This is a genomic window from Pseudocoprococcus catus (assembly GCF_019734885.1).
GTDB classification, from domain to species: Bacteria; Bacillota; Clostridia; order Lachnospirales; family Lachnospiraceae; genus Coprococcus_A; species Coprococcus_A catus.
Window position 1 is genome coordinate 105427 of sequence record NZ_JAAXCM010000023.1, and the last position, 22788, is coordinate 128214.

The window sequence follows — 22788 nt, forward strand, 5'->3', positions numbered from 1 at the left end:
CACAGCCCTTTATTTCTTTCTTTTGTGGTTAATCTGTTATGTAATTACAGTCCCGAACAATTGGGATTTTACCTTTACGAATTTCATCAAAGGCTGCTCGATACCCACTTTTTTCGGGTTCTGTAAAATTCACTTCCCATTCTTTAATCACCTCTTCTAATGCGAGTTTTTTCGGGTTTAAAATCACAAGACCATGCAAAATTCCAGATACAATCCTTTGATATTCTTCTGCATATTCCCTACGATCCAAATCGGTATCTGCATACCAGCAATCCAACTTTCGGATCATTTGCAGACTTTTCCATGGTGGCAGCTGCATCGGATAGTAAAATCTTGATGTTTTGGAATCGCTCTCATATTCTTCTGAAAGCCAGATAACCGTTCCCTTTGAAAAGATGGGAGGCAGATAACCATTCTTGGAATATTCCTCCATTATTCCAAGAATATCCTCCCAAGTAACTTGACGGAAGGAATAAGGTTCCTGGGTATCTGCTAAATAATAATCGTCATCTGATAAAGAAATTTCTCCTCTTTTTATCCCAGAAATTCTTCCATCTCCATCTTTTAAAATCTCCGTTACAACATCATTTGGATAGAAAAAGTCCATACCTCTGGCAATCTTTTCTGCATCTTCTGTCCTTCCCTGTTCTGCCAGTCTACTTTCATGTTCTTTTATTCCTTCAATGATCCTCCACCATTCCTCTTTGGAACTTTTCAAACCGTTTTCTTTGCTGCTGTCTTCTGGAATTTCTTCCGAATCGGCAGCTACCAGCTCACAATTCTCCTGATCGAGTACATCACTGTTTTCGATATAATTCATTTCTCCTAATGGAATTTCATCTAAATGGTCCTTCGCGTATTCCAGTGCCTCCGGGAAGGTTTTTATTGCTTCTGGCAGCAATAATTCCCCATGATAATAAGCATTACAGAGAATGGAGCAGGAAAGTTTTTGTGGGATATTCTTTTTATCCTTGCAAAATTCAATCGTCCAAATCAGGTTTTCAGGTATATGCTCCATTTCTGGCAAATACATACTGCATGTCTCCTCCTGAAATTCCCACTGAGTTGCTTTCCCAAAATCAATCCAGCTTCCTTTTCCATGATTTGCACAACTGACCTCATGCTCCGGCTGTCCGGATATGACAGAATAAAATCCATTACTTTGTACCACGTTAGGTATTCTCTTCTGTCCTAAAAATTTTTCCTGTCGGTGTACTCTGATAATAAATTCTCTTTTCTCTTGTATAACCCGTTTTAATTGTGCTAAATTTTTAATTTCCATCCTGTTTCCTCCTTACGCTGCATTTTTCATCTGTTTTTTCTCTACCGGCAATAATTCCGGATAAGTCTGTCTGGATAGTCCCAAACGTTTTACATAAGTCTGCATTTCCTGCGAACTGGAAAAAAGTTTTGCCTTCCCAAGTTCCGGGACAAACTGCTTTCCATTCCAAAACAACTCCTGTTCTTCTTCACTTTCAATAGATACCAGTACCCAAGCACGGTAGCAAATCTGCGGATCCATTCCCGTATACCAAAGATGTTTTTGAGCAAATATCTCAGCTTCTCTTAAGCTTTGAAAGAAAGCGGCTTTCCAAATTTTTGCGGTTACAATACGTTTGTTTCTGATTTCCTGAAAATACTGGTCTTTTCCCAGACGGATTGCATACCCTGTACGCCAGAAATCCTCAATCCATTCTTTTTTCTGCTCCATAATTCCTCCAATCAAAAAAGAGACCTGAAAAAGTCCCTTGTCCTGTTTCTCTATCCCATGTATTCTAAAAGTTTCTTTACAATCTGATGCGGAAGCTGTTCCAGATTCTCCGCATTGATACAGGCATTCCCGTAAATATTTTGAATATCCTCCTGATCCCTTCCAATCGCTGCCACAAACAAAGTAATCTGTTTCTGCTTCAGCTGCCTTTGTACCTTCTGTAAATCTTCCCTTGCTACTTTTCCGCCATAGCCTTGTGCATTTGGAAGTCCATCACAGAAAAAAATCAGGATTTTCATCTTTTCCTTTCTTTTTACCATTTTTTCTGCCATGTAAAGAAGAGCCGCCCCATCTCTGTTGGCTCCGCCTGTCTCCATATCCAAAATCCGGTACTTGCCTTCCTCTTTCTCACCAAACTCTAAATAGGAATGCAAACACACAATTTCCTCTCGTTTCCTGCCTATATGCTCTCTCCCTGTGCAGTGTCCGTTCACACATACCGGTATCCCAAATACCTGTGCAAATTCCACCACACAAAGGGCTGTCAGCACAGAGGTTTCCCACCGTTTCCTGTCAATGGAACCAGACTGATCCAATAAAAATCCAATCGCTGTATCCATGTTTTGAGAAGGAATTTTGGTCTGAAAAATTCTTTTTTCAGGATTCCAAAGATGTGCCATATCCAATCTTTTTCCTATATACTGGTAACGTAAAATATGGGTTTTCTTCCTTTTTAAAACCGGTAGTAAATCCTGCTTCATTTTCATTAAAGTATGTTTTATCTGCGGTTGAAAAATTCTATATTTTTGATATGCGGTTTGTGAAATGACTTCTTTTCGGAAAACACGCTTTTTAATTTCCCGGTTCACAGGTGTAAACTCCGTATTTTCTAAAATCTCTTTCAAACGCTCCCGCATCCATTCCTCATATCCCTTTTCCCTTGCTTCTCTTTTTAATTCCAGACAAATATTGTGCAGTTCTCTTCCAATATCAATTGTCTTTACAGTTTCTTGCTCCAATTCAGAAAGCAAAGGCTCTGTCTTTCCTTCTGTCAGCCTTTCCTTCTCTTTTACTACACTTTCTCTTTCCATTTGAATGGATTGCATTTCTTCTGAAAAAGTACGTTTCAGTTCTCCTCCATTCCAAAGAACATCCGAAGCTTCCTTTCGCTCCATGCGGATTTCCCTGCAGAAAGGTTCTTCCGAGTATTGTGGCAGATCTTTTTTCCACTCATCAAAAGCCTGTTTCAATACGCTCTCTTTGTTTTCTCCTGTCGATTTTATTTTTCTTTCCATACCTTCCGCTTCTTCTAAAAGCAAAGGCCACAACTTCAATAAAATCTGGTTTGTTGCAAGATACCTTGCGCTTTCCCCCATATCAACAGTCGTTTTCAAAAGAACCGGAATACAGTTTCTAAGCAGTTCCATATATTCTGCAACTTCTCCGTCCCATGTGTTGACCTTATGGGTAAACATATATTGCACCAACAGAAGTAACATAATCTTCAGCTTTGATTTCTTCTGTACAATCTGGCTTTTCAGACTAGAAATCTGCTCCATATTCCTTTTACGGTTCTGCAAAATCCCCTGCCGGATACTTCCTGGAAACCTTCTGCACATCTGTTCTTCGATAAAGGCATCTTCCAGATATCCATGCAGCCTTCCGGCTGTTTGCAGATAGAGTCCTAATAGAACCGCATCTTTCTTTTGAAAACCCTCTTTCATACTTTGTAAAAATCCAGTTTCTCGCTCCGTCTCCGGCAGCGGCCAGGCTGGATATAAAATCCCACTTGCAATTCCATCTATATATTTCCGTCTCAGATAGATACTGCTGTAATTCTGATGTCCGCATTCATGTCCTTCCACGCCTATCAGGCTTTTGCTTCTCAAATCCAAAGTCGGAAAACTTTGTGTAAGCATATTCATGGTATTGATATAAATATAGCGCCCCTCAAAATAACCGGCCCTGTGATCCGTTGCATCGGAATAAAACCGGATCTGTGCATCATGCTTATCTGTAATTTCTTTTCCAATCCGTTGCACTAACCTTAAAAACTGAGGAGAAGAAAATACTTCCATATCCCGCAGCAAGCGCTTCTCTGTCTGGCTGCTATTTCCTATTTCTTTACTTCTCATACAGATCCCTTCCCTTGCTCTACATAAATCTCCATACATACCTGCCGGAGCATATCCCTATCTTCTTCATCGGATGCAAGCTTGGATAATACCGTATCTTCTGCAGCCTTTACAAGATTTTGGGTGCGCATATATTCATATACCCAGTTTTCATATTCCCGGTAGCCGCAAAGTCCGGCTTTTCCAAATTCTTCTTTTACGACTGCATCCAGTCGTTTCATTACCTTTGCCATCTGTTTTAAAACTTCCATATCTTTGCAGCCTGTCCGAAACATTGCACGTTCTGCCAACTGCTGTTCTGTTAAATCTTTGCGATGCTGTACCTTATTCATTCTGGATACCACGGAAAAATCAAATTCCCTATTTGCAACATAATTCAGATTGGTAGTGATGATGATAATTGCATTTGGATGTCGTTCTACGACTTCCCCGTACAGAAGGTCCAGTTTCCTGGAGTCATCTAATAACCGGTTAAGTTTTCCAAGTGTCCCCGGCTCTACAATAAGGGAAGCCTCCATAATTTCAATCACTGAAGGCATTCGGCAGCCTTTTATGATTTCCGATTCCTGCATTACAAAATCCCCTTCATTTTTTGCTTTCTGGTAACCGGACTGATACACTGCATCTAACAGTTCCCGAAAGGCTTCGCTTTTGGTAATCCCTTCTTTTCTTGTATGGGCTACTTCTTCTAATACCTGCATCGGATCTGTAACAAATTCCTGTAAAGAAGGAAACTTCATGCTATCTTCGGTCTTTTTCCTGAAATTTGGATAAATCCCTGCCACCAGTGTACTTTCATCGGTTTCCGGTCCACAGTTCAAAGCAAAATAAGGCACTCCTAAAATCTGGGCAATCATCTGTGCGTCTGTTGTCTTTCCTGTTCCTGCATTTCCGGTGATCATAAATTTCCGGAAAGGAGACTCTACAATTGCAGAAAGGATATCCTGCGCATATTCCCCAACTTTCATATCCTCTGGAAGCCGTGGAATACGGTCTTGATAATCTTTAGAAACCTGCCAGTGCTGTCTGTAAATTTTCTGTAATTCTTTTAACGTCCATTCTCTTACTTTCTTCGTTTCTCCAAAAATCCGAAATGTACCTTTTATCGCATCGTTTGGTGCATACAGTTCACTTTCGATTGCAAGTGTGGAAAGTTGTTCCATACCATTCTTTCCAAGCTGGCTTTTCTCCAACGGAATTCCTTCATTGCTGAAATCCTGTACATTTTCGACTCTCCGGTACAGGTTATCACAACAAAGAAAAGCTGCTTTTAATGCAAGTTTTGCATTTTTCCATCCTTCTTTCATCTGCTGCATGAATAAAATAAAATTCTGAGCAAACTCCAGGTTATATAATGCTTCTTTCTTTTCCAGACTGACATAAATAAGCATTGCCAAAAGCTCCTCTCCATCACTGATGTTTCTTTCAACGGAATCCAGAGCTGCATATGTTTGCTTCTCTGTTTTACAGACACCACGTATCTTTGCACTGATCGGATTATAAACCAATGCGTAGCGTCGTTTTCCTTTTACATATTCCATGCAATAGAAATTTAACAAATCATAATTTCCTTTTTGAAACCCAAGAGCTCCTTCTATTTGTTTCAAATAAATCCCTGCAATATTGAGCATTGCCCTCAATGTAGGGGGATGCAGTGTTGCCTGTCTTCCCTGATTATACTGGGAAAGACATTCCACCATGGTAGTGGTTTTTCGTAATCCTTCTTTTTGTAAAAACCGGCTGAATGGTTCCGGCATTTCTTCCTGAAATGTCCATGTGTCAAATAATTTTATCTCTGCCATTTTCTCTCCTTTCTGTCTGCAATTTTTAGGTATGTTCCTCCTTCCTACACGCAAAAAAAGACAAGGTATTTGTCTTTCTATACCTTGTCTTAAACTTATTCCTATATTTTATTGCAGACTATGCCAAAGTAACTCTTCTGCTACCATGCAGAATAAAAATTCATTGCACAAATTGATTGTACATAAATGAATACAACCTTATCCTAACATTAGATAGAGAAACTGTCAACAATCGTTTTACAAGATCTCTCTCATATTATTTATCCGTATTCTGAATATATTGGATTTTGGGACGTTTTAAATGGATAAATCGGGTATTTGGTGTTTCTAATGGATTGCATTCTTTTCCATTTTTATCCACATAAGCCTGTGTTTTTATAATAACTGAAACACCATCTCCACGACCACTTTGCATTTTTTTAGGCTTTTTTTAATTCATCTAAATATTTCCTTTTTTCTTCTTCAGGAATTTTCAGTCCTTCCATTGCCTGTTCTGCCAGCCACCCCATTGTTTCCATAAGGTTTCTAATTGAAAGAAGAATTCCTTTTTGAATTCCTTTTTCTTCAACGCCTTTACTCAGATTACACATAATAGACACCTCACTTTCTAATGTCTTTGTCATTTCAATTGAAAAATCATTCTGTAATATCTCTTTCTTTTCCTTTACTTCACGATCCGAAGATAGCAAAACTTCTAGTAATTTTAAAATACCTGAAGCATATCATTCTTTTGTCAAAGTCTGCTTTATAAATACTCTAATGATGCCTTAATATATTCGTTTAATGTTTTCGGCAATCCGTGCCTTTTGATAACATCTGCACAATACCTTTTATAAATAGATTTTAATCCTTTAGTATTTGAAAAATCGTTTTTATGTACATAATAAATATACGCTGCTAAAACAATAATATCAAATGTAATAATATCAATATCCTGTAAATCCTTCAGTTCGTGTGCAATATTATCCACCATAATTTCCTTGGAACAAAAATAGTTCATCTTATGGTATGCAGCATAAGCTAAACTGTATACTTCCCCTCTGTCTTTTGAATTTCCCCGTTTATAATTCACAAGTTCATGCCCTGCAATATGGTTAAAAATCGTCGTATACAATGGATCTGTTCCATACACTCCATCTTCTTTTACGATTGTAACATTTTTCCCTATATATGTATCAACCATCTTTTTTGCATTCTCATCTAATTCTTTATATACTTCATTATGGATATAAATATCTGTGAAACTCTCAAAAAGTGGCTGTATATACAGTTGTTTCATATTTTCAAAAGAGCAATTCTTATTAGATATTCTATCTTCAATTCCCACCATGAAAATATTAGCATCGAATAAAACGGGTTTATTCAACAAATCATGCAAAGGAGTTTTTTTCAATGGTGTTATCATCTGTAGTTACCCCCTTTTTGCACGAATCAAGGCAAAGAGTTCCTCATCATCTGTTTCTTCGTCATCTTCTTCCGTATCTTGCGCAAGAATATCATCAATTAATTTCATATCCAATTCAAGTTTTTTAGCATCTTCCAGAATTTCTTCCCTTGATGCATTCCCTGTAGAAAAGGCCCTTTCCATATCTACATATGTGGAACTATACGGAAGAACATAATTATTTTCTTTTTTATAAAGTTCTTCAACACGTTTTTTAAATATCTCAATCTCCCTTAACACATTTTTTATGAATTCATAATTTTTAATATATTCTTCGATATTTTTAATGTATCCTTCCTCTGCCAATCTGTAAATCACAGCTTTCAATGGCATTTGATATTTTACTGTTAAAAAAATCATCAAAGTCGCATACTGATGAAAGGTCATTTTACTGGTATCTGGAATTTTCATATTCACCAAATAATCTTTGATTTCTCTTAGCAGTGCTTCTTCTGGCAATAATAGTTCTGCCGCAAACCGGCTTGCACACATCTCATTTATATCTTTCAGCTTATTAAAATCACAGATATACGGCGTTTCTCTAAATTTTTTATAATCTTTGATATAATGATAAAATTCATGAGCAGCCGTAAAAATCTGATTAATCAATGGCTTATTTACATTCAATATGATATATGCACAATCCTTTCCAGTTGTTGGCACATAAAGCATACCATCAATATTTTCAGAATCAAATGGCACCAATTCAAATCTTATGTTACTATTCTGGTTTAATATCCAGTTGAAGATACTAGTTCCCATTGGCGCTAATGCATAGTCCACCCTCATCTGCCGTGCTGTCTGCTTAATATCTTTAATTTGCTCCGCTGACAAAGAAGATGTATTGAAATCATAATCCTTCTGGTAATAGTGTTCAAATAATTCTTTATAATTAATATCCGACATAACTACTCCTTTTCGCTAACCTCTCATATTTCTCCTTAATGCGAATGCGTTCAGACATCTCTTCAATTTTCACCTTATCAGCCTCATCAAGACTTCCCATTAAATATACTAAGGAATCCTTTGTTGTTTCTTTAAAATATTCCTCCGTACTTTTTGACGCCAAAGTACACAATTTGTTAAAAAGTTCAAGTGTTGGAATCTGTTTCCCGTTTTCCAACAAAGACAATGTTGATCTATTAATCCCTAGTTTCTCTGCAAATGCTGATTGTGAATCTGTTCCTCTTAATTCAATAATATCCTTGCAAAACTTTTCTCCATTAAATTCTTTCATGCTTACCCTCCTAAATATCTGTTTATAATTTTAACAAACCAACCATTGCATGTCAACAATATTGTTGCTATTCTTAACACTATTATACATGAATATTTTCTTTTTATTCAAGAATTTTGACATTTTTCTCACTGTATCATTCTTCCATATAATCAGTATAATAAGGAAGGACTGTTTATTTTTCCTTCCCTATCATAACTATTCTTAATTTTACAAATAGTTTCCTGTTATTTTCTTACGCCGCTTCATTCTTATCCAAAAATTCCGCAAATGCTTTTTTTAACCGATAGGATAATAACGTATTTCTTTTTTTCGATCTTCCTGCCCGTATTGCCTGGGAAAATGCCTGTTTGCTTCCAACAAGAATGACTCTTCTTTTTGCCCTTGTAATCGCAGTATAATATAGATTTCTCTTCAAAGTATGCCGCCGAAAGCATGACAAAACTGGAATGATGACTACTGGATATTCTGATCCTTGTCCCTTATGGGCAGTAATTGCATACGCATGAACAAGGTTCCAAGATTCTCCTTCCTGGTATCGCATAACCCTTTCTTCTCCAAAATCCACTTCCATGTATTTCTTGCCATTCATCTTTCCTATTTTTCGTACAATCCCGATATCTCCATTGGAAATTTCATCTTCATTTTTCGTTTGCATCACTTTATCCTGTATCCGAAAAATTTTGTTTCCACTTTTGATTTCCTGCTGTCCTCTCTGGTATGGATTGATCCTGTCTTTGATTTTTATATTCAAGGCATTGGCACTTACCTTTGTATCCTCCCTTAAAGGTGTTAATACCTGAACTGCATTTACATTTTTCCCTTGTTGATTCCACTCCGTATCAAAAATTTTCACAATCTTTTTCGCAGCTTCTTCATCATCATGTGCTGTTACAAAAGAAAAACTGTCATCATATACCAGATTTTGTTTCCCACAGTTGATTTTTATCGCATTCTCCAAAATAGTAGGGTTTTCCTGCCGGAAACATTGCTCTAAAACAGTAACCGGAATGACTCCGGAATCAATGAGTTCTTTAAACACATTGCCAGGACCTACTGATTCCAGTTGATCTTTATCTCCTACAAAAACGATCCGGCTTCCAGCCTTTATTTTCATCATCAGGCTGGTAAACAGATGCATATCTACCATACTGCACTCGTCAATGATAATCAAATCATCACAAAGCATCTCTCCAGCATTCCATGCCTCTTCCCCTTCTGCTCCTGTAAACCCGATACTTTTATGTATCGTCAGTGCCGGATACCCCGTTGCCTCATACATTCTCTGTCTTGCCCTTCCGGTAGGGGCCGCCAGTAAAATCATACTATCCATATTCAATTTTTCCTGTATCATAACAATAAAACGCAGCAGGGTTGTTTTACCACTTCCAGGTCCTCCTGTTATAATGGAAACTGGATTTTGAAAAACCATTTCAATCCCTTTTCTTTGCTTTTCCGCTAATTGTATGTTTTCTTTCGATTCCAAACCGGAAATCCATTTTTCTACATCATATCTTTTTATCGGATATCGGCTGAGCGCCGCAAGTTGTATAACAGCTTTTTGTTCCGACTCATAATTTTTCTTAGAATAAATTTTCGTATAGCTGCAGACAAGTTCCTTGTCATCTTTAATAAGCGAATTCCCTGCATCACGTATTTTCCGTTCTGTGACATGACCTCTTTTATCTCCTCGAAACAATAATGATTTTGTTCTTGTCAAAATTTCAGGCACCTCTAAATAGAGATGCCCTTCCCCTTCTGCTTCTTTTAAAACATATAATATAGCTGCTTTTATCCGTAAAGGATTATCTGCCTGAAAATGTTTGACCTTCCTGGCTATCGGATCAACCGTTTTAAATCCAAAACCTTCCATTTCACACAAACGAAAGGGATCTTTTTTGATAATGCTGACTGCCTTGTGTCCAAAATGTTCCTGAATTTTTTCTATTTTCTTTGGTGTTACACCCGCAGAAGATAAAAAAAGAGAAAGCTGACGGATATTTTCGCTTTTATGGTACCCCTCTAAAATACTATCCAGCTTTCTTTGTGTAATTCCTGGAATTTCAAGCAAACGTTCTGGACATTGTTCAAAGACATAGAAGGTATTTTTCCCGAACCGGTCTACAATCCTTTCTGCGATAATAGGTCCAACCCCTTTGATCAATCCGGAAGAAAGGTACGCTTTCACCCCTTCTCCCGTTGTTGGCATCTGAATCTCAAAAGAAGCCACATGGTACTGTTTTCCATACCGTTCTGATTCTTTCCATTGTCCTTTTAAGGATATATCCAACCCTTCATTTCTTGGCAGTTCGCAGCCAACTGCTATAAACTGCTGTTTCCCAATCTCCTTCTTCCCTTCTGGAATTTCATCTTCTGTTTCATATACCGCCACAGTATATCCGTTTTCCTGATTATAATAGATGGAAGAAGCGTATCTACACTCTAACAAGCTATTCCCTCCTTGTAACCCACATATAGCGTCCAGAAAGTTTTACATAGTAAATCCCTTCTTTTTCCAGTTCTTTTTTGATGACCAACATTTTTTGAGCTGGAAAATCCCGAATTGCTGCAACTCTGCGAAACCCTTTTTCGGTTCGGATACTGCACAACCCGTCTTTTCCTATGGAAAAAGAATTGACTCCTTCTGATGCCAGCTTCATGGAAATATGATGAAATTTTTCTCTTCCTTCCATGATATACCAGTTTCTTGCTACTTTCTCTGCTTCATTCAATTCTTCGGAAACACTTGGGCTCCGTTCTTTTTCCATTTTCTTTTTCACCGTCTGTTCCTGTTTGGGCGCTTTCACAACCGGAGCCGCCCTTTTCAAAGACTGTTCTTCAGGTACCTCTGCTTTTTCTTTCCTATTTTCAGCTACCTCTTTAAATGTTTCTTTTTCTGCTCCTTCTGGCCTCTTTTTCAGCTGGCGAATCACCAAGTACACCAGCAGAACTGGTACTGTCAGGGACAAGGTATTCACCAGAATTGCGAGGAAAAACGGCCATAAAAATGGGGCTAACAGAAATCCTACAATCCCCGAAGCAATACAAAAATTTTGATACTTTTTGACAAAGTATTTCCATTTACTACTCATAACAGTACAAGTTCCTTTCTGTTAAAAATGCTTCTATTTTTAGTCAAATCCATAATTGTTATACTCTGATTCCTGTACACGCTCAAATTCTTCATCTACCAGGTTACGTTTTCTACTATCACCGCGTTTTCGCTCCGGTGCACTTCTCTTTCCTTGTCGCTTCCTTCTTTCTAAATTTTCTTTCGCTCTTTTTCTCTGCTCAGATCTTTTTTTAGGCGCTGTTTTCTTTTGCCTGCTGCTTCTCTTATACGAGGTTGTCGTATTTCTATTGGGTTTTCTTACACTTCTACGATATCCTTTTTCTTCCTCTTCGTACTCTTCTTCCTCCAATTCCTCTTCTTCATACTCATCATCTTCATAGTCATTCTCGTAGTCGTCTTCTTCATATTCTTCATCATCATAATCGTTGTCCTCTGACTCTTCCTCGTAATCATATCCTTCCTCTTCGTCATTTCGTTTTCTAAGCAGTTCAATCCGGAGCACTGTAATCTTATCCTTATACACCATATCTCCATCGTCATTTTCGTAATTGTCATTTAAAAGTGTTCCATGTATTCCAATATAATCGCCTTCTTCAATGTACTCTTCAATATATTCAGCGGATTTATCAAAAGCTGAACAGGAAAAATAGTCATATTTTTTCCCATCTTTTTTCTTAAAAGAACGCTTTACAGAAATACGAAAATTCGCAGCCAGACCATATTGAGGTGTTTTCTTATTCCTGCGCCGTTTTCTCTTAAATTCATTGATTTCAGGCTCTGTAGCAACATATCCTGTCATAATAAGTTCGTTCATAATTGGTCTCCTTCTTTAAATTCTGGCAGGAAAATTCTTTCCTGCCAAATAGGTACAAAAAAAGACACTTGGAATTTTCATTCTAAATGTCACATCCTAAATCCGCATTGTTTCCAAATCATACTGAAAATCAGAACCAATGCATTTCACAATTCTTTTTAAAATTTCATATAAGTTCAGGCTGTTCTCTTGTGCCGGTCTTTTGCCTCTTATGTAATTTGGCCAGAAACAATATTCATAAAACCGTTTCACCTGCATACGCGGTGAAATATAAAGCCCCTGAAACTCATCTTGCTGTACCTTTTCATTTCCTTCTTTTGAAAGCAGTTTTAAATGCAGTGCCTCGCTGTTACCTTTCTTGTCCATCTGAAGCCAGACAGTATGATCTGCCAGACGGATACTGCTGTGCAGCATATAAACATCTTCTCCACTTCGGCACCAGATAATCTCTCCGCAAAGCCCATTTTCAAATTGTGACGTAATACACACTCCATTTTCCGGAATATCTGCAAAGCAAATCTCATCATCAACTATTGGCATGGTTCTTCTCGCTTTTTTAGAATCGCCTACATCGTTTCGACACGCTTCAAACATTTGTTTTGTATTCTCATAATTTTTATTCTGTTCATCTTGATAGTTTCTCATCCTGATTCCTCCTGTTCTCTGATAACATCTCTACTATGCAGCCTTTTTATGTTTCTTCAAATTTTATTTTATATCTCTGGTAACCTTCGGGATCACAATCCTTTAATTTTTCCGGATAAAAACGTATTTTCTCATAAGTACAGTATCCACTCCTATTTCTTTGTCCTGTCAGTTCCCCTAATCCATTTTCTATAATCCATGACAATATTTTTCTTCCATGATGGTTTGTATCAACATAAGAACAATCTTTTTCACACACCTCATTCAAATCAACTGTCAAAGCAGCCCATGATGACGGATACCTGTGTTTCCAGTTCACCATCTCAATCGCCAGATTTCCAGTAATTGAATACTTATCCACCTTTAACTGTATTGGAAATTTCTCTCCGAAAGCCTCATACATAACTGTTTTTGGTTTCTGCTGCTTTCTGAAGTTCTCGTATTCTTCATCACTGCACCCTAGCCAGAAAAAATAGTTCCAATCCGGTATCGGCGGACGATATCCTTCTAATTGTTCTACCTTGATCTGTTTTAATGGAAGTAGCATTTTTCGCCCTTCCTTCACAGCTAAAATCAGCGGTTTTAACTTTTCTTCCAGATAAATTCTATCAGGACAGATATCGATCCATTTTCCTTTTATCGTCGTTAAAAACCGTTTTCCGTCCAGTGTCCTGATTTCAGAACGTTCTGCAAATAAACTGTTCTTCAGGAAACTGATAATGTTATTTTCCGTAGCCTGAAAAATAATTGCCTCTCTGCTGCACATCTCACTGTGGATTCCTTTTAAATACTCTTGGTTCATGATTTTCCTCCTATTCTTCTTTCTTTTGTGGCGTAATACTATCCTCCTTTTTATTTAATTGAAATAAAAAAAGGCACCTAGAATATCTTCATTCTAAATGCCTGATAACTCTTTATTTCTTGCCGAAACAGCCACCTGTTTCAAAACTTGCTTCCGATTCTGTATCGGAAAAAAATTTTGTACTCATCTTTCACTTACATGAGTATAAATGTTAATTCATTTTCACTTTACCACAATATATAGCATGTGTCAATATTTGCGTACTATATTTAGATATATGAATTTTAATAAAAGAAATCTCATGGGGCATGATCATTCTTACTCTGTTACTGCCTGTGAAAAAATTTCCCAACGTCCTCTTACATTTTCGCCTTTATCTGTACTTCTTCCGCAATATTCCAGGTATTTTTCCTGTTTATCATAATTATCAAAAAACTCTTTCACCCATAACAGATACGCATCTTCTTTTGCTTCGTCTCCGTACACCATATCCATTGCTGCAACTACCATTGGAATGGACAGCTTTTTCATCTTATCAATTTTATCTGTAACCTTTTCGTCTAACTTATCAAGTACGTCTAATGCATGTCCAATGAGATGTATGCTTTCCTTTGAATCGCTATTCAATACTTCAACATATTTTTCAATATTTTTCTGATCAAAAGCAGTATATTCATATCCGGAAATAAGCATCAAAATCTGGCAGGCCACTTTGCGCATATTATCTGACTTAATATCACCTTTTGTAATTCCTGTCTTTGCCCAAAATGGATGCTCCATAATTTTATAAAGTTCTGTACTCACATCAATATTTAAAAGACCTGTCAGGATCTGGGCTCCATTTAAACGCTTTCCACTGTTCAGACGCACAAACATATCTCTTACTTCTTTTTCCGTACAATCCCACATTTCAAAAATCAGAACTTCTGAATTCAACAGTTTATCTTGTACAACTTCATCTAATTGAGAAAATCTTTTCCCTGCAATTTCATATGTTTCTCCATCAACTATAACCGGATCAAGTTTTTTAGAAAGTGGGAATTTATCCCCTTTATATTTCTGCAATGTAGTAATTCTCTGCTTGCCCTCTATCACATAGTTTTTGTTGTCTTTCTTCCAAACATATACCAAATTAATAGAATATCCTCTTAGCAGAGAATCCACTTCCAATGATTCCATATATCTGGTCCATTGTCCTTCTTTTCGCTGAAAGGGATGTGAAAAATCAAGTTTTCCCTTTCCGGACTCTCTCAATAACGATGAAACAATTTTAGGCTTACACGTAGATTCCATTTTCAAACACCACTCCTTTATTTTTTTATTATTCTATCACGATATACAGTGCATTGCAAACATACGGAACCATTTGAACAATTATTTCTATAAAAATCGGAATATTTACCTATTTTCTATCCACTGTATCGTTTTTTGGACAATAGCCGATCTTTGTTCAAAATGTAAATAATGAGATCCTTCTAGTAAAATCACTTCTCCATTTTCTTTATCTGCTATAATATCCCTATGTAGCTGTTCCCACTGCGGCATAGTTCTGCAATTCTCTTTTGAAACAAACTGCAATATTGGTATTTCTTTTGGAATCTTCATATTTTCTACTGCTTCCATACTCTTTTCAAGATTTTTCATTTCTGCCATAACTGTTGAGTTATAACCTTTATCTAATGTTAACATACTGAAAACTTCCCATTCCTTCTCTGAATATGGATACTGAAAATCTGCATACACAACTTTCTTTGGATCATTCATGGAAAGCAGCCTTGTAATTCCGCTTATATTGGCTATCTTCTGAGTATATGCAGATATTTGATTGAGTAACTGCACACTGATTGGGAAAGGATTGTTTTCTTTACTTGTCATTTTGGGAACGGATGGATCAATTCCTATGATTCCTTTGATTTCGTCCGGGTATATCTGGCTCCAATATAAAGTATATAACCCAGATATGGAATGCCCCATAAGATAATATTCCTCTTCGCCTAAGTTCTTTACGCATTCATGAAGTTCTTCTACAATATTCTCAATCGTCCGCTTACGCTTTGTGCTATCGGATAATCCATATCCAAACGGCTCAATCGTAATCACTTCATATTTTTTAGATAACTCACTTGCTAATGGTCTAAATTCTAAAATAGGAGACGGTTCTCCTAAACCTGGCAACAATATGATTGGTGGTCCATCATGATTTTCTCCCACAATCTCTACAACCATATTTTTACCATTTACTTGTACACTGTCACCATATGCATTCTGCATTTTTCGTTCATCTACTTTCTTACAAATTGCATTCCATACAACTCCCAGTAAAAAAATCAAAATTATAACGAATAAAATCCATTTTATGATCATCCATATTTTTTTCTTTATTCTCATTTAAAAATTTAAGCTCCCTCCTGTAATGGTAATTGTACCAGAAGATTTATTGGTTATATAAAATTTGTAATATCCCGTGCTTCCAATTGTGAAAGTAGTGCTATGGCTTTTTCCAGATCCACTATACTTCTTTGTCCTGACACCATTTGAATTTTTATATCCCATTTCAACATTTCCTGATGTTTTCAGACTAATGGAAAAACTTATCTTAGCCCCACCCGGAACATAAAATGCCATTCCATCGTTATCAATAATATTGATGGTTTCTCCTGCACTCAATGTTGTACTTGAAATCCCCATTCTTTCATTTTGCTGATACGTATTGTTTGATTGCGATTCCGCCGCCTGTGCAGAAATACTACTTGTTGTCATACCCAAAAGAGCCAACATCACTACCACTTTTTTTATTTTCTTCATTTTCTCCACTCTCCTTTGCTATTTGATAATTAAGAATAATTCGATCACTAGATATATTTTTAAAATACGGAAAATATTCTTTTTGATCTCCTCCTTCCACCCAAACTTCATACTGTTCTACCGCAACGGTGTCCAATTTAAACGGCTTTCCGTTTTCAATATATCCTATTTCAAATGTATGGCTAGGTTGTTTCTCCATATTTTCCTGACTAACACTTATTTTAGCTTTTTCATCCTCCTCCAAAAAAATCCCCTTACCGTGATCCTGTAAAATCAGCATTGTACCATTTTCTACATATATTTGCTGATTATTTCCATAAAAATCAGTCTGTATTTCTAAAATATGTTTCGCAATAGGAATATCATTTTGATATAGATAAGCTTTATCAAGCAATTCTGTTTGAATATCAACTACTATCTTCCCTTCTTCTGTATCTGATTCATAAAGTGTATGTTCCTTTTCCAAGTTTTCTGCTTTTTCAACTTTCCCACCTGGAGCCAAAAGGGTTTTTGCCAGAACAATGCTGCCTGTTACCAAACAGATTGTACCAACTGCTGCCACTGGTTTTAAAAAATATGAATGTTTTTTTTGACGAATGATCTTTTTATATACCATATCCTGAATATCTTTAAGATTATCTATGTCCGCTTTTTCCTTTGTTAAAATTTCAACTGAATTATCCAGCATCTCACTAATCTTTATTTTCATAAACAGTATATCCCTCCTCACGCAAAGCATTACGTAAAGTTTTCCTGCCTCTTCGAAGTCTTGTCTTTATGGTCTGCGGATTCATATTAAGTTGTACTGCGATTTCTTCTATTTTAAAATATCTGTAATAATATAAAAGAAAGATTTCCCGATCCATCGGCTTCAATTGCTGAAGAAGTTTCTGAATGATCCTCTGCTGCTCCTTTTGCTCCATGAGTCTTTCTGCCTGGTTATCAATTAGAAGCACATCATCATAAAGTTCCAGATTCCAACTTTTAATTGCACGTATCTTATCTTTTGCCTTATTCCTTGCAATCATACCTATATAGGCCTTAATACTGGTGTATTTTTCATAATCAATTCTTTCAGCAGTATTCCATAAAGAAATAAACACATCTGATACTACTTCTTCCACATCTTCTTTCGTACCTTTTCCGGCAAGTATTTCTTTTGAAATCGTAGTAACATATGCACCATATTTCTTCATAATCTCTTCTAAAGCCTTTTCGTTTTTTCTCTGTAGTTGTTTTAATAACGTTCTTTCCTTCATTCGTAAGAATCCTGATTTTGTTTTTGTATCAATACGTAAGTTGTACAATTCAGGTTTCAAAAAAAGAGGATTTATTATATTTTTTTATTGTTTTTTCAAAAATTATTTCTTTTCTCAATCTTCTCTTTCCGTTTATCTAAACAACTCTTTTTGAGTAAAAAAATAAGAAGACTTGACAGCCTCCTTATTTTCTATTATTCTGTTTCTAGTGAATTTAATCATTCATATTTAGGTTCTATTCTGTATACTTCCATTAAATACATAGAATAGGACCTTTTTGACAGTAGTATGTAAAGACATCTCTACGCTGTTCGTGCCAGATTAGCATTTGCATTGCGGGTTACTGCTCCATTATTGCCACAATACCCAACACAATATGCTGGTCCTGCATTATGAGAATTTGCCACTGCCACAGAGCCACTGCAGATACATCCTGCTTTGTTTCCTTCAAAATTAGTTCCTGTTTTCATTGTTTTTGATGTTACTAATTTCATAATCTATTCCTCCTTAAGATTTTCTTGCAATATTATAATTTGCATTTCTGGTTACTTCACCATTGTTTCCACAATACCCAACACAATATGCTGGTCCTGCATTATGAGAGTTTGCAACTGCTACAGTTCCGCTGCAAACACAGCCTGCTTTACTTCCTTCAAAGTTGAAGCCTGTTGCAATTCTTTTAGACTGTACTAATCTCATGTTTTGTTCCTCCTTTCTATGCTACTATTTATTTTAAATCTTAAAAAAAATGATTTAAAATACTTATTTCTTTCTACAATGTATAGTATATAAATTTTTCGTATGGTTTTTCCGTCTTTTCTGTGTATTTTTTGTGTAGATACCTATTTCATTAGAATTTTTATCGAATTCTCCTTGGCAAACAATTTCTTAATCTCACAAATATCTTTTTGAATGTTTCTTTCTTCTTTTACAATCATATCCCCAAAAGTAAAAGCATTTATAAAATATTCTCTTAGAGAATTACAATTGTAACCTATCGGTTCTTCCTTCAAAAATTCCCAATATCTCTTTTCTATCTCCGTTACTGCTAAATTTTCTATTTCTCTACAAATATCTTTCCATTCTAATATATCTTCTATCGTTATTTTAATAAATTCTTGCTTAGCAGATAAAAATATCTTTTCCACATCAACCTTACCCATATTCGCTTTTAAAAATTCTTGTATTACATAAAGTAAATCTTCATTTATCGACTCACTGTCCGAATTTCTTTCCCTATATAAATAGTATGATGTACCATTATCCTGTCGATTTTTGATAGCATAGCCATCTGTTTCTGTATAAGGCAAAATATTTTCTTCAATCTTTCCGTGCTCTCCCTTAAGATTTGCAATCCACTCGTCTCCGATGGTCTCCAACGTTTGCGTTGATGTAATCCAAATAATACACATATTTTCTAGAAAATAGAATTTTTTGAAAAATGCTTTGATTTCATTTTCTGATATAGAACAAATAGTCTTTTGATTTCCTATGGATAAATGACTTTCATAATCGGTTCCATTTAATAATATACGGAAATCTGAATTTCTATTTTTCACTTCATACGCTTTATATTCATCCAGAATATCTGCTCGTACCTCCTCAATATCTTTCATTTCTAAATACTTCCCTTTTAAAATATTCTGTATAATGTCTATTACGCACTCTAATGCTGTATCCTTTACATCAAAATAATAGGTTGTTGAATAAAAATCTGTATAGGCTGAACAAAGATATCTCTCCTCATTTTTATCAAAAAAATTCATTTGCATATGTTCTAAGAAATGTGCAATTCCTGCATTTTTTGCATTTTCTGAAGAAGAACCCACATTTATTGTTAATGCTATATAATTCATTCCTTGAAGATTTTCCAGTGGACACACGCATTTCGTTATTTGATTTTTACATTTTGAAAAAAAACTATTCTCTTGTGGCATAATTACTCCTCTCTATAGGCCTCTGCTTGCATACTATAAAGTTTTGCATATTCCCCATCTAATTTTATCAATTCTGTATGATTTCCTTTCTCTATGATTTTTCCATCCTGTAAGACTAATATTTCATCTGCCAATTTTACTGTAGAAAACCTATGCGCAATTAATATACTCGTCCTTCCTTCCATTAACTCCCTAAACTGTTTATAAATCTCATATTCCGCATTAGGATCCAATGAAGCTGTTGGTTCATCTAATACTACAAGTGGAAAATCTTTCATAAAAATTCTGCTGATTGCAATTTTTTGCCATTGTCCAAGAGATAATTGAATTCCTCCACTCCATTCTCTATGTAACTGTGTGTCATACTGTTCCGGTAATGATGGAATAAATTTTACTGCTCCTGATTTTTCTGCTGCACAGTAAATCCGATTAAGATTTTCCATTTCTTCTATATTTCCGCATCCGATATTCTCTCTAACTGTCAATGGATATTTCACAAAATCTTGAAATACTGCCCCAACCATCGTTTGATATGATTCTGTATCAATATCACATATATTAATTCCATCAATTCTAATTTCGCCCTTATCTGGAACATATAATTTTAACAACAACTTAATAATGGTAGTCTTACCAGATCCATTTAATCCTACAATAGAATAGCAGTGTTTAGCATCTATCGTGAAAGAAACACCTTTTAATATATATTTCTCTGATTCAGGATATCTGAACCACACATTTTTAAATTCAATCTTTTGAAAATCTTTGTTGAATGATAATAACTCTCTTTTCTTTTCTGTTGTTTTCATATCTAAAAATTCAAATAGATTTTGTATATAAAGACCATCTTCAAAAATTGTAACTATTGTATTTAGTATTGTCGTAGCTGACCCCCTAAAATTATCAATTGAATTTATGTAAAGAGAAAAGTCTCCAATAGTTCTTTTCTCTAAAATAACCTTTAAAGTAATGTATATTTTAAAAATTAAGATTGCAGCCTCTTCTACCAAATCTGTCAGAGACAGTTTTTTGCAGAAACTACTTCTAATTTTTTTATCTTCTTTAATATATCCATCATATTGTTTAATAATATGTCCCCGAAAGAAGTCATGTACATGATAAATTTTCATCTCTTTTATGTTTTCATAAGCAGTCACAATATCCTTCAAGTATGCTATAAAACGTAATCCCTCGAACCGCTTTGTATAAATTTCATATTGTGTAACTGCCATCTTCATACTAACAATTAGCGTTGGTATGCAGATAAAAATACACAAAAACATAATTCCAATATTAAGACTGGCTAAAACTGTAATGGTTCCAATTAAACTGCTAAAACTTTGAATAAAACTTGTTAATGTGGCTAATAGACTGATAGATCTCCCTGTCGATTCTTCATTGACTTTTCTAATTTTGTCATAAATTGTTGAACTGTCAAAATACTTTAAATCTGTATCTTTTACCTTTTTCAAAATCAAATCGCTTGTATAACGATTTAAGTAACTTGATAAAATGTTCTGTTGATAATCTTTTATTCTCATCAGCACACTCTGCAAATAATTTAATATAAAATAAAGGATTAACCAAAATAAAACTGGTGCAATGCTTCCTGAAACAATGGAGCGACTCATATCGTCAATAAGATATTTCCAAATAACCAAAGTAAATGGAATCGTAATACCTGAAATAACACTTACTATGATTGTTTTAATAAAATTGGACTTCGAGCTATTCCATAATAATCGAACTACTCTGCTTATTATCAAAAAGAATTCTTTACTTTTTTTGATTAACATCATTAATCTTTTCATAAACTTCACTCCACTTGCTTTTGTAAAAGGAGACCGCACCTACTGGACAATCTCCTTCTATTCTTATAACATAGTATTAAGCCTTTTAACTCTGTTCACATGTCTGTTTTTCCAGAATTTATTTAGGCATTAAACAGATTATTTTGTCTATTATCCAGACTAATAAATTCTGTTTAAAATACAATCTTTATGCTGTTTTTGCGACATTTGCATTCGCATTTCTTGTTACTACTCCACTATTTCCGCAATACCCAACACAATATGCTGGTCCTGCATTATGAGAATTTGCTACTGCTACAGTGCCATTGCAAATACATCCAGCTCTATTCCCTTCAAAGTTCGTTCCTGTTTTTGTTGTTTTTGTTTCTACTAATTTCATAGTCCAATACCTCCTATTATTTTGTTCTTGCAAGATTCGCATTCGCATTTCTTGTTACCACTCCGTTGTTTCCACAGTATCCCACGCAATACGCCGGTCCTGCATTATGAGAGTTTTCTACTACTGCACCGCCACTGCATTTACATCCACCTTTGCTGCCTTCAAAGTTTGCTCTTGTCTGTAACTTTCCTGCTACGATTTTTCTCATACCAGCCGCCTCCTTTCCGTCTGATTTTTTCTATTTTAAATTATCTTTGATAATCTAAAATCTTTCCTTAATAATACGGTACCGCATCTATCTCTTCGATCACTTCCGGCTTCTCTTCCAAAATGCTGTAATACGAAATCAGTTCTCCTTTTGTGGCATACCTGTGAGCACCGCAGACTTTTTCTTTCCTCTCCATATCAATTCCTTCTGCTTCATAACATGCTGCATAACAAAGTCCGCACAGGTTTCTCGCCCAACATTCATTGCATCTCGTGATGGATTTCTCATCGTATTCTTCGATATAATATTTCTTTATCCTTTCCAGATCTGCCCCTTCAAACACATTTCCTATATCCGGTGCATCTCCAGTTTTTTCGCACAAAAGGAATTTTCCATCTGTCTTCACATATACTCTCCGGTTCCCAGGAATACAGCAGCCGTTTCTTCTGAGGTCCTTGCACGGTTCCTGTGTCTGTCTTCGGTTATGTATCCGTACCAGTTTATCCGTTACAATCCCTGCCACATAACTTTTGGGATCCTGCTCTTCTAAATCCCTTGTCAGTGCCCAGCCTTCAATGGCATCTAATGTAAAGCCGTCCAATTCTTCCCCGACAAACTCCCCATCCCCTGCATACTCCATGGAAATATCTTCTTCTCTTACACTTCCGTATTCTACATAATCACACTTTTTCACCATTTCTTTTGGCAGCCAGCTCAGACCTTCAA

General features: G+C 35.8%; 24 protein-coding genes and 1 pseudogene. All 25 read right to left on the minus strand.

Annotated features, from left to right (window positions below; translation table 11 throughout):
- Window positions 1-28: 28 nt before the first annotated feature.
- Window positions 29-1282 carry a hypothetical protein gene (locus tag HED67_RS05945; RefSeq protein WP_021740617.1) on the minus strand — a complete coding sequence of 418 codons (1254 nt, stop codon included), beginning with the start codon at window positions 1280-1282 and terminating at the stop codon, window positions 29-31.
- A gap of 12 nt (window positions 1283-1294) precedes the next feature.
- On the minus strand, window positions 1295-1711 hold the full coding sequence (locus tag HED67_RS05950) for a hypothetical protein (RefSeq protein WP_021740616.1): 417 nt from the start codon (window positions 1709-1711) through the stop codon (window positions 1295-1297).
- Window positions 1712-1761: 50 nt separating this feature from the next.
- Entirely contained in the window at window positions 1762-3846 is a 2085-nt protein-coding gene (locus tag HED67_RS05955; RefSeq protein ID WP_021740615.1) for a VWA domain-containing protein, read from the minus strand.
- The gene (locus HED67_RS05960) at window positions 3843-5648 is read right to left on the minus strand and encodes a hypothetical protein (RefSeq protein WP_021740614.1); all 1806 of its coding nucleotides are present in this window, start codon (window positions 5646-5648) and stop codon (window positions 3843-3845) included. Before HED67_RS05960 ends, HED67_RS05955 begins: the two co-directional genes overlap by 4 nt.
- A 419-nt stretch (window positions 5649-6067) precedes the next feature.
- Window positions 6068-6238, minus strand: a complete 171-nt coding sequence (locus HED67_RS05965; RefSeq protein WP_154104341.1) for a hypothetical protein — start codon at window positions 6236-6238, stop codon at window positions 6068-6070.
- A 155-nt stretch (window positions 6239-6393) separates the two neighbouring features.
- On the minus strand, window positions 6394-7053 hold the full coding sequence (locus tag HED67_RS05970) for a hypothetical protein (protein WP_021740611.1): 660 nt from the start codon (window positions 7051-7053) through the stop codon (window positions 6394-6396).
- A 6-nt stretch (window positions 7054-7059) separates the two neighbouring features.
- A complete protein-coding gene (locus HED67_RS05975; protein WP_021740610.1) occupies window positions 7060-7998 on the minus strand; it encodes an ImmA/IrrE family metallo-endopeptidase in 939 nt (312 codons plus the stop codon).
- Entirely contained in the window at window positions 7985-8329 is a 345-nt protein-coding gene (locus HED67_RS05980; RefSeq protein WP_021740609.1) for a helix-turn-helix transcriptional regulator, read from the minus strand. The genes HED67_RS05975 and HED67_RS05980 overlap by 14 nt, the downstream gene beginning before the upstream one ends.
- A gap of 235 nt (window positions 8330-8564) precedes the next feature.
- On the minus strand, window positions 8565-10778 hold the full coding sequence (gene recD2 / locus HED67_RS05985) for an SF1B family DNA helicase RecD2 (RefSeq protein ID WP_044964823.1): 2214 nt from the start codon (window positions 10776-10778) through the stop codon (window positions 8565-8567).
- A gap of 1 nt (window position 10779) precedes the next feature.
- Entirely contained in the window at window positions 10780-11421 is a 642-nt protein-coding gene (locus HED67_RS05990; RefSeq protein WP_021740607.1) for a hypothetical protein, read from the minus strand.
- Window positions 11422-11460: 39 nt separating this feature from the next.
- Window positions 11461-12216 (minus strand): single-stranded DNA-binding protein, encoded by a 756-nt coding sequence (locus HED67_RS05995; RefSeq protein WP_021740606.1) that lies wholly within the window; start codon window positions 12214-12216, stop codon window positions 11461-11463.
- A gap of 96 nt (window positions 12217-12312) precedes the next feature.
- Complete coding sequence (locus tag HED67_RS06000) at window positions 12313-12861, minus strand: hypothetical protein (RefSeq protein WP_021740605.1); 549 nt, start codon at window positions 12859-12861, stop codon at window positions 12313-12315.
- Window positions 12862-12907: 46 nt separating this feature from the next.
- Entirely contained in the window at window positions 12908-13663 is a 756-nt protein-coding gene (locus tag HED67_RS06005) for a DUF4313 domain-containing protein (RefSeq protein WP_021740604.1), read from the minus strand.
- A 318-nt stretch (window positions 13664-13981) separates the two neighbouring features.
- Window positions 13982-14956 carry a DUF262 domain-containing protein gene (locus HED67_RS06010; protein WP_021740603.1) on the minus strand — a complete coding sequence of 325 codons (975 nt, stop codon included), beginning with the start codon at window positions 14954-14956 and terminating at the stop codon, window positions 13982-13984.
- A gap of 105 nt (window positions 14957-15061) precedes the next feature.
- Window positions 15062-16051: an alpha/beta hydrolase gene (locus HED67_RS06015; protein ID WP_021740602.1), complete on the minus strand. Its 990-nt coding sequence runs from the start codon at window positions 16049-16051 to the stop codon at window positions 15062-15064.
- Window positions 16052-16468, minus strand: coding sequence for a hypothetical protein (locus tag HED67_RS06020; protein WP_044964820.1), 417 nt, complete (start codon window positions 16466-16468; stop codon window positions 16052-16054).
- Complete coding sequence (locus HED67_RS06025) at window positions 16410-17177, minus strand: hypothetical protein (protein WP_021740600.1); 768 nt, start codon at window positions 17175-17177, stop codon at window positions 16410-16412. The genes HED67_RS06020 and HED67_RS06025 overlap by 59 nt, the downstream gene beginning before the upstream one ends.
- Window positions 17161-17775 carry an RNA polymerase sigma factor gene (locus HED67_RS06030; protein ID WP_246612122.1) on the minus strand — a complete coding sequence of 205 codons (615 nt, stop codon included), beginning with the start codon at window positions 17773-17775 and terminating at the stop codon, window positions 17161-17163. Before HED67_RS06030 ends, HED67_RS06025 begins: the two co-directional genes overlap by 17 nt.
- A 254-nt stretch (window positions 17776-18029) precedes the next feature.
- Window positions 18030-18221: a RumC family sactipeptide gene (locus HED67_RS06035; RefSeq protein ID WP_021740598.1), complete on the minus strand. Its 192-nt coding sequence runs from the start codon at window positions 18219-18221 to the stop codon at window positions 18030-18032.
- Window positions 18222-18234: 13 nt separating this feature from the next.
- Complete coding sequence (locus tag HED67_RS06040) at window positions 18235-18426, minus strand: RumC family sactipeptide (RefSeq protein WP_021740597.1); 192 nt, start codon at window positions 18424-18426, stop codon at window positions 18235-18237.
- 143 nt (window positions 18427-18569) lie between these two features.
- A complete protein-coding gene (locus HED67_RS06045; protein WP_021740596.1) occupies window positions 18570-19664 on the minus strand; it encodes an insulinase family protein in 1095 nt (364 codons plus the stop codon).
- A gap of 2 nt (window positions 19665-19666) precedes the next feature.
- A complete protein-coding gene (locus HED67_RS06050; protein ID WP_021740595.1) occupies window positions 19667-21475 on the minus strand; it encodes an ABC transporter ATP-binding protein in 1809 nt (602 codons plus the stop codon).
- Window positions 21476-21662: 187 nt separating this feature from the next.
- On the minus strand, window positions 21663-21854 hold the full coding sequence (locus HED67_RS06055) for a RumC family sactipeptide (protein ID WP_021740594.1): 192 nt from the start codon (window positions 21852-21854) through the stop codon (window positions 21663-21665).
- 16 nt (window positions 21855-21870) lie between these two features.
- A complete protein-coding gene (locus HED67_RS06060; protein WP_021740593.1) occupies window positions 21871-22062 on the minus strand; it encodes a RumC family sactipeptide in 192 nt (63 codons plus the stop codon).
- A gap of 67 nt (window positions 22063-22129) precedes the next feature.
- A pseudogene (locus tag HED67_RS06065) lies at window positions 22130-22788 on the minus strand (RumMC family radical SAM sactipeptide maturase); the annotation flags it as partial.